Annotated in this window: 9 protein-coding genes, 1 tRNA gene and 1 riboswitch; of the genes, 4 read left to right on the forward strand and 6 right to left on the reverse strand. The window is 72.2% G+C overall.

Annotated features, from left to right (window positions below; all coding sequences use genetic code 11):
* Positions 1 to 253 precede the first annotated feature (253 nt).
* Positions 254 to 2,353: an asparagine synthase-related protein gene (locus ACZ7M2_RS44910; RefSeq protein WP_471600217.1), complete on the reverse strand. Its 2,100-nt coding sequence runs from the start codon at positions 2,351 to 2,353 to the stop codon at positions 254 to 256.
* Positions 2,354 to 3,100: 747 nt separating this feature from the next.
* On the opposite strand from ACZ7M2_RS44910, the gene ACZ7M2_RS44915 reads away from it, so the two are divergent.
* The 4 genes from ACZ7M2_RS44915 to ACZ7M2_RS44930 all read left to right on the forward strand — a co-directional run bounded on the left by ACZ7M2_RS44915 (position 3,101) and on the right by ACZ7M2_RS44930 (position 8,516).
* Positions 3,101 to 4,525, forward strand: a complete 1,425-nt coding sequence (locus ACZ7M2_RS44915; protein WP_352053434.1) for an MFS transporter — start codon at positions 3,101 to 3,103, stop codon at positions 4,523 to 4,525.
* Between the two features lie 361 nt (positions 4,526 to 4,886).
* Complete coding sequence (gene lhgO / locus ACZ7M2_RS44920) at positions 4,887 to 6,092, forward strand: L-2-hydroxyglutarate oxidase (RefSeq protein ID WP_471600218.1); 1,206 nt, start codon at positions 4,887 to 4,889, stop codon at positions 6,090 to 6,092.
* Positions 6,093 to 6,211: 119 nt separating this feature from the next.
* Positions 6,212 to 7,051, forward strand: coding sequence for a tRNA (guanosine(46)-N7)-methyltransferase TrmB (trmB, locus tag ACZ7M2_RS44925; RefSeq protein WP_099921855.1), 840 nt, complete (start codon positions 6,212 to 6,214; stop codon positions 7,049 to 7,051).
* A gap of 67 nt (positions 7,052 to 7,118) precedes the next feature.
* Positions 7,119 to 8,516: a PrsW family intramembrane metalloprotease gene (locus tag ACZ7M2_RS44930; protein ID WP_471600219.1), complete on the forward strand. Its 1,398-nt coding sequence runs from the start codon at positions 7,119 to 7,121 to the stop codon at positions 8,514 to 8,516.
* 3 nt (positions 8,517 to 8,519) lie between these two features.
* On the opposite strand, the gene ACZ7M2_RS44935 is transcribed toward ACZ7M2_RS44930, so the two are convergent.
* From ACZ7M2_RS44935 to ACZ7M2_RS44955, 5 genes are all read right to left on the reverse strand, one after another.
* Positions 8,520 to 9,464, reverse strand: coding sequence for an aldo/keto reductase (locus ACZ7M2_RS44935; RefSeq protein WP_352053431.1), 945 nt, complete (start codon positions 9,462 to 9,464; stop codon positions 8,520 to 8,522).
* 58 nt (positions 9,465 to 9,522) lie between these two features.
* Positions 9,523 to 10,560 (reverse strand): M23 family metallopeptidase, encoded by a 1,038-nt coding sequence (locus ACZ7M2_RS44940; protein WP_471600220.1) that lies wholly within the window; start codon positions 10,558 to 10,560, stop codon positions 9,523 to 9,525.
* 11 nt (positions 10,561 to 10,571) lie between these two features.
* A riboswitch (cyclic di-AMP (ydaO/yuaA leader) is annotated at positions 10,572 to 10,729 on the reverse strand.
* Positions 10,730 to 10,984: 255 nt separating this feature from the next.
* Positions 10,985 to 12,112 carry a PP2C family protein-serine/threonine phosphatase gene (locus tag ACZ7M2_RS44945; protein ID WP_471600308.1) on the reverse strand — a complete coding sequence of 376 codons (1,128 nt, stop codon included), beginning with the start codon at positions 12,110 to 12,112 and terminating at the stop codon, positions 10,985 to 10,987.
* A gap of 176 nt (positions 12,113 to 12,288) precedes the next feature.
* On the reverse strand, positions 12,289 to 12,480 hold the full coding sequence (locus ACZ7M2_RS44950) for a hypothetical protein (protein ID WP_403702099.1): 192 nt from the start codon (positions 12,478 to 12,480) through the stop codon (positions 12,289 to 12,291).
* Positions 12,481 to 12,632: 152 nt separating this feature from the next.
* Positions 12,633 to 12,706 (reverse strand) — tRNA-Met (locus ACZ7M2_RS44955).
* Positions 12,707 to 12,734: the final 28 nt, after the last annotated feature.

The raw sequence follows: 12,734 nt of genomic DNA on the forward strand, positions 1-12,734 counted from the left end.
AGGGGCGCGGTGAACGGCGCGACCAACCCCCACCGCCCCGCAGCCGCCCCCGTACGAAAGGGGCCGTGCCGGTGCGTCGCAAGCCCGTCGCTTACGTTCAGGTCTGGAAGCGGCTCCCTGTAGGGCAAGGCCTGATCCGGCGGCGACGGGCTCGACGTACCGGCGCGGCCCCGACCCGACGACGGCCCAGAGCGACCCGGAGCGGCCCAGAGACGGCACAGACGACCCGAACACCCCAGAGACGACCCGCCCGCTAGCCCCGCCCCCCGGCCCCCGCCCCCAACGCCCGCCCCTGCGGCACGATCCCCGCGGGTACGGCCCGTTGACGGGCGGGCGTGCCCGTCCAGCACGTGCCGCGGCGGGCCAGCAGACGGCGCAGCCACAGTTCCAGGGAGACCAGATCCGCCAGCCCGTCCAGCGGCAGCGGCTCCCCCGCCGCGGCCGCCCGCAGCGCCTTGCGGACGACCCGTGCCTCGACGAGCCCCGCCTGCGCCAGCAGAGGAGTGTCGAACAAAGCGATCAGAGAATCCGCGGCCACCCGCAACCCCGTCCGCGCAGCGGCCGCCGAGGACGCGTGCGAGGGCGCGCCCCAGCCGGGCGGCAGGTCGGCCACCCCGGCACCCTCCAGGACGGTCCGGAGGATCGCGGCGCGCGCCCCGGGCTGAACCCGCAGCGCCTCCGGCAACTCACGGCACGCGCGGACGACCTGGTTGTCCAGGAACGGCGCGTGCAGCCGCTGGAAGCGGATCTCGGCGGCCTGTTCCAGAACGCGAAGATCGGCGGCGTGGCGCGCGAGCGCCGCCCGGGCGCGGAAGTCACCGGGCCGCTGCCCGGGACCGACCACCCCCGTCCGACCTGCGGCTCCTTGTAGGCGAACCGATACTTCAGCCAGCGCCTCACCGGTCAGCCAACGCGCCGCGGGACCAGGCCTGGCCCAGGTGAGCGCAGCGAGAGACGCACCCACCGCGCCTCCCGGTTCGTCGAAGCGCCGATGCAGCAGCCGGTCGGCGAGAACGTCGACGCCGGTCCGGTACGGCGTACGGGCGAGCTTGCGCGCGGCGCCGTACACGCGCGCGGGAACCATGACGGACCCGTCCGCCTTCGCCAACGCGGCGACGGGCCGGACCAGATGGCGTCTCTTGCGGTCCATCAGCAGGTCGGCCAGGCGCGCGGGGTGCGCGTCCAGGACCTGCCGGGCCCCGTACCCCGTGAAGTGGTCCGCGCTGCCGGAGGACAGCCGCGCGCGGTGCCGGGCCGCCGTCACCAGCGACGGCCCCGGCTCGTCCGTCAGCGGCCCCTCCAGGTCGGCGTACGGAAGCGTCTCCTCTCCCCCGGCGACGACCACGTGGTGCAGCCGGGGGTTCGCGGCAAGCGTCCCGGCCCGCTCCACCTCGGCCTCCCGTCCGCGCACGGCGAGGTCGTTGAAGGTGACGGCGAGGAGCCGCTCACCGGCGCCCGTGCCGTGCCCGAGGACCGTGCCGGGCGCCCCCGGCAGCCCCGCCGCGAGCAGGGCCAGCGTCCCGGAGGCGGGCCCTCCGGAGAGGTCGGCGCCGATTCCCGGTACGGGCATCCCGCGCGCCGCGCGCCGCTCCGCGGGCCCCATCCCGGGTACGGGCCCGGGGTCGATGTCGGTCCCGGGTACGTGCCGGGGAGCGGCGAGGCGCGCGCGTACGGCCTCCACCAGGGCGTCCCGGACGCCGTCCACCGCCCTGTCGGGGTCCGCGCTGGGCGCGGCGACGGCGAGGGAGGCGACGGGCTCGTAGCCGGCGACCTCGCGGGCACCCGCGCGCAGGATCAGCGCGTGCCCCGGCGGAATGCGTCGTACGCCTTCGTACGGGGTCGAGTCGTGGACCGCGGCCGGTACGTCGGGGGCGGCGAGCAGGGCCGCCAGGTGCCCGAAGTCGAGGTTGGCCTCGATGAGGTCGGCCAGGGGCAGGGCGGCGGTCGCGTAGGCCGTACCGCCCGCCCAGGGTGTGTGGAAGACGGGCCGTGCGCCCGCCAGGTCGCCCGCGACGGTGGTGCGGCGGCCGACCTGGACGACGGCGGTGTAGCTGCCGGACCAGGCGGTGAGGTGGCGCAGTGCGCCGCCGCGCGCGGCGAAGAGGCCGACCTTGAGTTCCTCGTCGCTCGCCCCGCAGGTGCCGAGGACGGCGATCCGGTTCTGCGCGTCGGCCTTGATGACGCGGACCTCGTCGGGGCGCCAGTCGCCGACCGCCCAGAGCGGATCCGGGTCGCCCCACAGGAGTTGGGAGCCCACCGGGTGCACGGTCTCGCCGTCGCTTCCGGTGGCGCCCGCCATGCCGATCTCGGGCGCTCTGGCGGCGGTACTGCTCCACCCCACCAACCACCGCATCGACGCCTCCACAGGCTGTGGACAACCAGTGCACCGTACGAACTCGGCTCCATGCTGCCACGAAGACCGCGTACGGGAGGGCCCCTGGGGCGGCTTGCGCCCCCTGGAATGCGCCCCCGCGAATACGTTCGCGCCGTTGGGAGGCCACTGCAAAGCCGATCCGAAGCAGATGCGAACACCCGCCCGAGGCAAGGCGATCACGAAGGATTCACTGGGAACGACGAGTGGGCGGGGGTGGATCGGCGACGCGAATGCGCCCCCGGTACGCTCCCCGAAAGCACCTCATGCGCCCTCAAGTGACGTGGTGGGAGCGATATTTGCCCGCAAAGGCCACCGTCGATTTTCGGCCAAATCGGCTGCGGGCGGACAGGCGTGCACACGCTCCGTACAGGCCCAGCGCACCGCTCCGACAACGCACAGTCCGGGAGGCGGAGTTCGCCTCCCGGACCGGTCCGCCGCCCGCGGGGATGTAGGCGGCGGTGTCCCCCAGCCCACTGGATCCAGTACAGCGGGCCGACCCACGCACGATCCATGGAAGCGCTCCCCCGGTGGCCGGAGAAGAGCGCACGGACGGGCGCACGGCCACACAGCGGGAGCACGATGCAACCGTCCGTACTTCCGTACGGACCACAATCCCGCCATCCGGAACAACGCCCCTTAACGCTTGGGATGCGGCGAACTACGCTGGGTTTACGAATGCCGCATGGTTATGCCAGCGCGGCAGCCGTCTGTGTCGAGGGGTGGCGCATGTCCAGGGAGCAACGCGGGCCGAACGAAAAACTCGGCGCCGTTCTCGCCCTCGCGGGAATCAGCAATGCAGGACTCGCGCGGCGCGTCAACGATCTTGGCGCTCAACGCGGGTTGACTCTTCGCTACGACAAGACGTCGGTGGCGCGCTGGGTGTCGAAGGGAATGGTGCCGCAGGGTGCGGCGCCACATCTCATCGCGGCCGCCATCGGTCAGAAGCTCGGCCGCCCGGTGCCGCTCCACGAGATCGGCCTGGCGGACGCGGATCCCGCGCCCGAAGTGGGCCTCGCCTTCCCCCGTGACGTCGGGCAGGCGGTGCGGTCCGCCACCGAGCTGTACCGCCTCGATCTCGCCGGCCGCCGGGCCGGCAGCGGCGGCATCTGGCAGTCCCTGGCGGGATCCTTCGCAGTGAGCGCTTACGCGACTCCCGCCTCACGGTGGCTGATAACCCCGGCCGACAGTTCGGTGGCGCGGGACGTGAACCCTTCCGAGGGCTCCGGGGCACCACTGAAAGTCGGCCACAGCGATGTGCAGAAGCTCCGCGAGGCAGCAGAGGACGCCAGGCGCTGGGACTCCAAGTACGGAGGTGGCGACTGGCGTTCGTCGATGGTGCCGGAATGCCTGCGGGTCGAGGCGGCACCGCTGTTGCTCGGCGCCTACTCCGACGAAGTGGGCAGAGCCCTGTTCGGGGCGAGTGCCGAGCTGACCCGCCTGGCGGGCTGGATGGCCTTCGACACGGGCCAGCAGGAGGCCGCCCAGCGCTACTACATCCAGGCCCTGCGCCTGGCCCGAGCCGCCGCCGACGTCCCTCTGGGCGGCTATGTACTGGCCTCCATGTCCCTCCAGGCGACCTACCGCGGATTCGGCGACGAGGGCGTCGACCTCGCCCAGGCCGCCCTGGAGCGCAACCGGGGGCTCGCCACCGCCCGCACCATGAGCTTCTTCCGCCTCGTCGAGGCACGCGCCCACGCACGCGCGGGTGACGCCCAGGCGGCCGGTGGGGCCCTGAAGTCGGCCGAGGGCTGGCTGGAGCGGGCCAGGGACGGCGACCACGACCCGAGCTGGCTCGGCTTCTACTCGTACGACCGTTTCGCGGCCGACGCGGCCGAGTGCTACCGCGACCTGAAGGCACCGCGCCAGGTGCGCCGCTTCACCGAGCAGGCACTGTCGAAGCCGACGGAGGAGTTCGTACGCTCCCACGGTCTGCGACTGGTGGTGTCGGCGGTCGCCGAGCTCGAGTCGGGCAATCTCGACGCGGCATGCGAGCAGGGCGTACGGGCGGTGGAGGTCGCCGGGCGGATTTCCTCCGCGCGCACGACGGAGTACGTGAAGGACCTTCTGCACCGTCTGGAGCCCTACGGCGACGAACCGCGTGTGGTGGAGCTGAGGGAGCGGGCACGGCCGCTGCTGATGGCCCCGGCCTAGGGCCTGTCCGGCGGATCAGGTCGCAGGAAACGGGCGGTGCCTCATCGACGCTGGCGAGTGGGGCTTGGTGCGTACAGCTGCAAGGCGGAGGAGGGCGTCGACGCGATGGGGGTCCCCCCGCTCGAGCGAAGCCGAGAGTGGGGGAGTCGGCAACCGACGACAACGCCGCAGATGTGCGTGCCAAGCCCCACGTCTGCGGCATGATCCGCCGGACAGGCCCTAGAACTAGGGCCTGTCGCGCCCACGCGGCGGATCCGCACCGTGCCGCAGCCCCGCGCCCCTTCGGGGACACGGCCCGCTTCCTGGGTTTGAAGGCATTGTCAGTGGCGCAGTGCACTCTTGAAGCCGGGAGGTGGAACAGGTGCGGGTCGCTTACGACTGCGATGTGCTGGTGATCGGCGGCGGGATCGTCGGCCTGGCGACGGCGTACGCGATCACGCGCGCCGCGCCGGGCACGCGGGTGACGGTGCTGGAGAAGGAGCGGGGCCCCGCCCGGCATCAGACGGGGCGCAACAGCGGGGTGATCCACAGCGGGATCTACTACCGGCCCGGCTCTCTGAAGGCGCGGTACGCCGTGCGGGGCGCCGCCGAGATGGTGAAGTTCTGCGCGGAGTACGACATCGCGCACGCCGTCACCGGAAAGCTGATCGTCGCCACGGAGAAGGCCGAGCTGCCCCGTCTGCACGGGCTCGTGCAGCGCGGCCGGGAGAACGGCATTCCGGTGCGGGAGCTGGGCCCCGCCCAGATAGCGGAGTACGAGCCGCAGGTGCGCGGGCTCGCCGCGATCCACGTGGGCACGACGGGGGTGTGCGACTACGTCGCCGTGGCCCGCCAGCTCGCCGAGTCCTCCGGGGCGGAGATCCGGTACGGGGCGCAGGTCGTGCGCATCGACCGCCGGCCCGCGCTCGGTGTCGCCGTCCGCACGGAGGACGGGGCGGTCGTGCGGGCACGGGTGCTGGTCAACTGCGCCGGGCTGCACTGCGACGAGATCGCGCGCCTAGCCGGGGACGAGCCCGGCATGCGGATCATCCCCTTCCGCGGGGAGTACTACTCCCTGGCGCGTCCCGAGCTGGTCCACGGCCTGGTCTACCCGGTCCCCGACCCCGCCTTCCCCTTCCTCGGCGTGCACCTCACCCGGGGGATCGACGGAGACGTCCACATCGGACCCAACGCGGTGCCCGCACTCGCCCGGGAGGGGTACGGGTGGGGGGTCGTCCGGCCCCGTGAGGTGGGCGTGGCCGTGGCGTGGCCCGGTTCCTGGCGGATGGCGCGGCGGCACTGGCGGTACGGGGCGGGAGAGCTGCGGCGGTCGGTGTCCAAGGCGGCGTTCACCGGGGCCGTGCGGCGGCTGCTGCCGGCGGTGACGCCGGACGATCTGATCCCGGCCTCGGCAGGTGTCCGGGCCCAGGCCGTACTGAGGGACGGCACCCTGGTGGACGACTTCCTCATCGAGGAGGGCCCGCGGACCGTACACGTCCTGAACGCACCGTCTCCCGCCGCCACGGCGTCGCTCCCGATCGGCCGCGAGGTTGCGCGCAGGGCGCTGGGGGTGCTGGCGGGGACGTGACGGGGTGACGGGCCGGTGGGTTCTTCGTCTGCGGGCCGGTGAGGAAGTCCGGGGCGGAGCCAGTGGGACGGGCAGGGGCGGCAGGCTGCTCCCGGGGGCGCCGTAAAATCGTCCTCACTGTGTCTGACTCCATTGACTCCCCCGAAGAGCCCCGGTCCAGCTCCGTCGCCGGAGGTGAGCCCCATCGGCATGTCCGGGCCAAAGGGGAGCCCCGGTTCCCCGACGGGCCGAAGGCCGACCCCGCCGGATCGCACTTCGAGCGGCGGATCCGGAGTTTCCAGCCGCGGCGCAGCCGGGTCACCACGGGCCAGGCGGACGCGTTGCAGCGGCTGTGGCCCAAGTGGGGGCTCGACATCGACGGGCAGCGGGTGATCGATCTCGCGGAGTTGTTCGGGGGCGAGCGGCCCGTCGTGCTGGAGATCGGGTTCGGGATGGGCGAGGCCACCGCGCGGATGGCGGCGGAGGACCCGGAGACGGGGATCCTCGCCGTCGACGTGCACACGCCGGGGCAGGGCAACCTGCTCAATCTCGCGGACCAGAACGGCCTCACCAACATCCGCGTCGGCAACGGTGACGCGATCATTCTGCTCAGGGAGATGCTCACGCCGGACTCCCTGAGCGGGCTTCGCGTGTACTTTCCCGATCCCTGGCCCAAGAAGCGGCACCACAAGCGGCGGCTGATCCAGCCGGAGTTCCTCAGCCTCGCCGCGACCCGCCTCAGGCCCGGCGCCCTCGTGCACTGCGCGACCGACTGGGAGCCGTACGCCGAGCAGATGCTGGAAGTGCTGAGCGCGCACCCGGACTTCGAGAACACCCGGCCGGACGGCGGTTACGCGCCTCGTCCGGACTTCCGGCCACTGACCCGTTTCGAGGGTCAGGGACTGGAGAAGGGTCATGTGGTGAACGACCTCCTGTTCCGGCGCGTACAGCACCGAGACCAGGACACATCCGGCGACTGAAGCCCCGCGGACGAACACCACCAGGCGCCGTCGCGGGCAGCGCCCCTCCCTCGTTAGGGTCAATGCCGTGGCCACCTTCCCCCCGTACCCGACGTATCCCGGCGGTCCCACCGGTGGGCCGGCCGACGGTGCACTGCGGCACGCGCACTGGTGGCAGCGGAAGTGGGTGCGCTACGGCGCGCTGATCACCCTGCTCGCGCTCTCCGGCCTCGTCATCCTGGCCCTGGTCCGCCAACAGACCGGCACCGAGGGCTTCCTGGTCGGGCTCGGCCTCGCCGTGCTGCCCGTGCCGCTCCTGGTCGCCGCGTTCCGCTGGCTGGACCGGGTGGAGCCTGGCCCCTGGCGCAATCTGCTCTTCGCCTTCGCGTGGGGCGCCTGCGCGGCGGCGCTGATCGCGATCGTCGCCAACAGTTTCGCGACCAGATGGATAGCGACCGCCACCGCCGACCCGTCCAGCGCCGACACGCTCGGCGCGACCGTCATAGCGCCGATCGTGGAGGAGTCCGCGAAGGCCGCCGCCGTGCTCCTGGTCTTCCTCTTCCGCCGCCGGGACTTCACGGGGATCGTCGACGGGGTCGTCATCGCCGGAGTCACCGCGACCGGCTTCGCCTTCACCGAGAACATCCTCTATCTCGGCACCGCCTTCGGCACGGACCAGCTCAACGGCGACCACGGCCTGGCCTCCGTCACCGCCGCGACCTTCTTCGTCCGCGTCGTGATGTCGCCCTTCGCGCACCCCCTGTTCACGGTGCTCACCGGAATCGGTTTCGGTATCGCGGCGCTGGCCGCCGAGCGCCAGCATGTGCGCCGCGTCCTGCTGCCCCTGACCGGACTGCTGCTCGCGATGGGCACGCACTCGATGTGGAACGGCTCGTCGAACTTCGGGGAGTACGGCTTCTACGCGGTGTACGGGGCGTTCATGGTGCCCGCGTTCGGTCTGCTCACCTTCCTCGTCATCTGGACGCGGCAGCGGGAGCTGAAGACCGTACGGACCGAACTCCCGGCGTACGCGGCGGCCGGGTGGCTCACCCCGCCCGAGCCGTACGTGCTCGGCTCGATGCGGGCGCGGCGGCTGGCCCGCGACTACGCCGCCCACCACTTCGGCAGGGCGGCGGCGCGCTCGGTCGCGCAGTACGAGGCGTACGCGACCTCGCTGGCGTTTCTGCGGCACCGGGGGCGCAGTGGCCGTGCCAACGCCGACTTCGTCGTACGGGAGCGGGAGTTGCTGCACGAGCTGTGGCGCCGCCGGGAGGTCGCCCGCCCCTCCCTCGCGTACGCGGCCCACGCGTCGGCCCCGGCCGTACCGGTGCCGCCGCAGCTACCGCCGCCGTGGCCCGGGTACGGCTACGCGCCGGTGCCCGGCCAGGTGAACCCCGCCGGCACACCCCCGTACCCCGCCGGCGCGACGACCCCGTATCCCGCCCCGGCAACGCCGTACCCCGCGTACAACCCCTACCAGTCGTAGGCCTCAGGCGGACGCTTCCGTCAGCCTGGCCACCTCCGCGTCCGTCAGGGTCAGGTCGGCGACCGCCAGCAGGGCCGGCAGCTGCTCGACCGTCCGTGCGGAGGCGATGGGCGCCGCGACCGTCGGCCGGGCGGCGAGCCAGGCGAGGGCGACCGTGGCGACCTCCGCGTCATGGGCCCCGGCGACCTCGTCGAGGGCGGCCAGGACGCGGATGCCGCGCTCGGTGTCGAGGTGCTTGCCTGCGCCCTCGGCCCGCGCGGAGTCGACCGTCGTACCCGGGCGGTACTTGCCGGTGAGGAATCCGGACGCGAGCGCGAAGTACGGCATGGCGGCCAGGCCGGTCCGGGAGGCGACCTCCTGGAGCGGGCCCTCATAGGTGTCGCGCGAGACGAGGTTGTAGTGGGGCTGGAGGGCGACGTAGCGGGCGAGGCCCTCGCGGTCGGAGAACTCCACGGACTCCGCGAGCCGCTCGGCGGAGATGTTGGAGGCGGCGATCTCCCGGACCTTGCCGGCCCGGACCAGTTCGTCCAGCGCGCCGATGATCTCCTCGACCGGCACCGAGGTGTCGTCGAAGTGGGTGTAGTAGAGGTCGATGTAGTCCGTGCCGAGGCGGCGCAGCGAGGCGTCGGCGGCGGCCTTGATGTTCGCCGGGGACAGGCCCTTGTACTCGGGGTGGGTACTGACCTTGGTGGCGAGGACGATGTCGGAGCGGTTGCCGCGCGCGGCGAACCACTTGCCGATGACCGTCTCCGACTCACCGCCCGTGTGGCCGGGGATCCACGCGGAGTAGCCGTCGGCGGTGTCGACGAAGTTGCCGCCCCCGGCCGTGTACGCGTCGAGCACGGCGAAGGACTGCGCCTCGTCGGCGGTCCAGCCGAAGACGTTGCCGCCGAGGGAGAGCGGGAAGACCTCGAGGTCGGAGGAGCCGAGCTTGCGTAGAGAAGTCATGCCTTATTTCAACAGCCGTAGCGGATTCCCATATTCCGCATACGGCCCGCGGGGACGATCAGGGGTTCAGGCCTTTGCTGTGCAGCCACGCCATCGGGTCGATCGCGCTGCCGCCGCCCGGGTGAACCTCCAGGTGCAGATGCGGCCCGGTCACGTTGCCGGTCGCGCCCACGCGCCCGATGACGTCGCCGGTGGCCACCTTCTGCCCCACGCTGACGCTGATGGAGGACTGGTGGCAGAACCACAGCTCCGTGCCGTCGTCGAGGGTGAGGATGGTGCGGTAGCCGTACGAGCCGGCCCAGCCCGCCTCCGTGATCGTGCCGCTGTGGATGGCCTTGATCAGCGTGCCGGTGGGGGCCGCGAAGTCGAGGCCGGTGTGGTAACCGGAGGACCACATGGAGCCCGCGTCACCGAAGCGGGAGGTCAGGGTGTACGAGGAGGTCGGCAGCGAGTAGCTCTTGGCGAGCTCGGCGAGGCGCGCGGCCTCGGCCTTCTGCTTGGCGTCCTCGTCCGCCTTCTTCTTCGCGGCGGCGACCTTGGCCTCGGCGTCGTCCTTCTGCTGGGCGGCCAGCGCGACCGCCTTCTTCGCGGCGGCGGACTCGGCGGCGTCCTGGGCCGCCTTGTCGATCTGGTCCTGCTGCGACTCGGCCTGCTGGATGATGCGGGCACGCAGCGCCTCGCCCGCGTCCGTGTTGCCCCGCGCGGCGTCGGCGCTGGTCACACCGGCGCTGGTGAGCGGGGTGGCGGAGCCCTTCGGCGTGCTGGAACCGCCGTCGGATATCAGCGCCTTGGCCGATTCGGTGACCGAGGAGAGGTCGGGCAGCGAGATGGAGACCGGCGGCTTGCCGGGCGCCGCGGTGGCCATGCCGCCCGCGCCGACGGCGGCGATGACGCCGACGCCCAGGACCGTGGAGCTGCGGGCGAGTCCTCCGCCGCGCTGCTTGGAGACGCGGTGCCGGCCACGGAGGGGACGGATGGAATCCTCGGTGGGGTTCCACTCCTCCCAGGGGCCCTCGTCCTTGCCGTAGGCGTAGCCAAAAGTCTGGGTGTCGTTCGGCGGGAACGAAGTGGGCTGGGCAGGCCGGTTGGACGCCACGTGGGCGTGCTCCTTTCCTTCCTTCTCGCCTACCGGGTTAGCTGACGGGTTCGGAGCAGGAAGGTCTCCTACGCGCGTCAACCCACGGTGTCTCCACCGTGAAAGACGCTCGATTCACCCCAAGTTGGTGGTTCCCCGGTTCCCTCGCGGGATTCGGCGCGTGCGCACGGAGCCGACTCTTGTGACGGCTGGGACGACCGCGCTGCGTTATCGAACGTTAATAGACGCGGGTACCGGATTCCAAGCTGTTCGTACTGATCATTAACGACTTTCGGCCAGGACTTACCGCCCATGACCGGCGGAAATCGGGCGAGTTGGCCGCGCCTCCCTACCTGGCGGTCATTTGACGGTGCATCAGTTGTTATGCGGAGGGACAGCGACCGATCACCCCTCGTGATATCGATCAAGAACGCCCCTTCCGTGGCTACGGCCGCCGTACGGCGAGCAGTGCCATGTCGTCCGTCAGGGCGCCGCCCGTGTGCAGCCGGACCTCCTCCACGAGCGTGGCCAGCAGGGCGTCGGGGCCGGGGAAGGTCCGTCCGGCCAGGCGCGCGGCCGGATCGTAGAAGCGCCCCTGCACGTCGCGGGCCTCGGACAGTCCGTCCGTGTAGAAGAGGAGCGTGGCCCCGTGCGGGAACTCCGTCTCCTCGGCACGGTCCGGCCAGCTGCCCAACTCGCCCATGCCCAGCGGCAGCGCGGGGTTCGCGGCGGAGAGCGTGACCAGCGTTCCGTCCGCATGCAGAAGCAGCGGCAGCGGGTGGCCGCGGTTGACGATCCTCACGAGGCCGCCCTCGTGCGTGATCTCCGCGAGGACGGCGGTGGTGAACCCCTCGAAGGCGTCGAGGCCCTCACGCCGGGTGCCCTCGCGGGCCAGCGCCCGCTCCAGCCGCTGCGCGACCGCCTCCGGCGTGGCCTCCTGCTCGGCCGCCTCCCGGAACGCCCCGATGACCACGGCGACGGCGGCCACCGCGTCCATGCCCTTCCCGCGTACGTCACCCACGGCCAGCCGCACCCCGTGCGGGGAGTCCTGCACCGCGTACAGGTCGCCGCCGATGAACGCGCCCGCCTGCGCAGCCTCGTAGCGCGCGGCGACGTCGAGGCCGCCGATCCGCCGGTCGGGTTCCGGCAGGACGGCACGCTGGGCCGCCTCGGCGATCTGGTGGGCCGAGGCGAGTCGTTCGTCGGTGCGGCGGACGAGAATGTTGATGAGCGCGGCCAGCACGCCGACGGTCGCCACGGTGGCGACCTCCGTGAGCGCGTCCACCTCGAGGACGATGCCGAGCCGGATGTGGATCGTGAGCACCGCGACGAGCGCCGCGACGCCGGTGAGCACGGTGCCGCGCAGCGAGAAGAGCGGGGCGGCCACGAGCGGCGCGGCCGTGAAGAGGGGGCCCGCGGTAAAGGCCATCGGGGTGAAGTAGTCGTAGAACGCGCCGACCAGGATGAGCAGCGCGGGCAGCACCCGGACGAGGCTGCGCGCGCAGGAGATCCGGCTGCGGTCCGCCTCGGGCCGTCGGGGCACCGGCTCGTCCCCCAGCCCCGGATCGGGCACGGGGTCCTCGGGCAACCGCCCACCGGACCGGTCGTGCTGCTTGTCATCCGGCTTCTCGTACGGCTCGCCGTACGGCTCCTCGGCCCGCTGCGCGCCTCCTTCCTGCTGCCCCACCCGTCCAGGCTTCCCGGCACGGGGGCGGGGGGCGAGCGGTGAGGGGCCGACCGGGGGACGCGTCAGTCCGAGGCCGACCACCGGACGCCGCCCGCTCCGCCGCGCCCGTGGTGGTGCCCGGCCGGGGCGACGACGGTCCCGCCGTCCGGCACGAAGTCATGACCGCCGTGACAGGCCCCGAGGAACAGCGCGCACACGGCGAGCAGCAGCGCGAGCGCCGGCGCGCGCCGGACCAGCCACCGAGGACGACTCATAGTGAGCGGAAGACTACAGAAAGTCGGGTCGGCAGGGAAAAACCGGGGCGGGACGGCGAACGGGAAAACCGGGCGGCAGGAAAACCGGAACGGCGAACGGGAAAAAACCAAGGGCCGGAACTCGTTTCCGAGTTCCGGCCCTTGGCCTTCAGTAGCGGGGACAGGATTTGAACCTGCGACCTCTGGGTTATGAGCCCAGCGAGCTACCGAGCTGCTCCACCCCGCGTCGTTGAAATTAGTGTACGCCATCCACG

This window comes from Streptomyces sp. NPDC111507 (genome assembly GCF_055638955.1).

Coding starts and splice junctions, on each gene's coding strand:
- ACZ7M2_RS44910 (WP_471600217.1), bottom strand. CDS start 2,353: ATGCGGTGGTTGGTGGGGTGGAGCAGTACCGCCGCCAGAGCGCCCGAG.
- ACZ7M2_RS44915 (WP_352053434.1), top strand. CDS start 3,101: ATGTCCAGGGAGCAACGCGGGCCGAACGAAAAACTCGGCGCCGTTCTC.
- ACZ7M2_RS44935 (WP_352053431.1), bottom strand. CDS start 9,464: ATGACTTCTCTACGCAAGCTCGGCTCCTCCGACCTCGAGGTCTTCCCG.
- ACZ7M2_RS44950 (WP_403702099.1), bottom strand. CDS start 12,480: ATGAGTCGTCCTCGGTGGCTGGTCCGGCGCGCGCCGGCGCTCGCGCTG.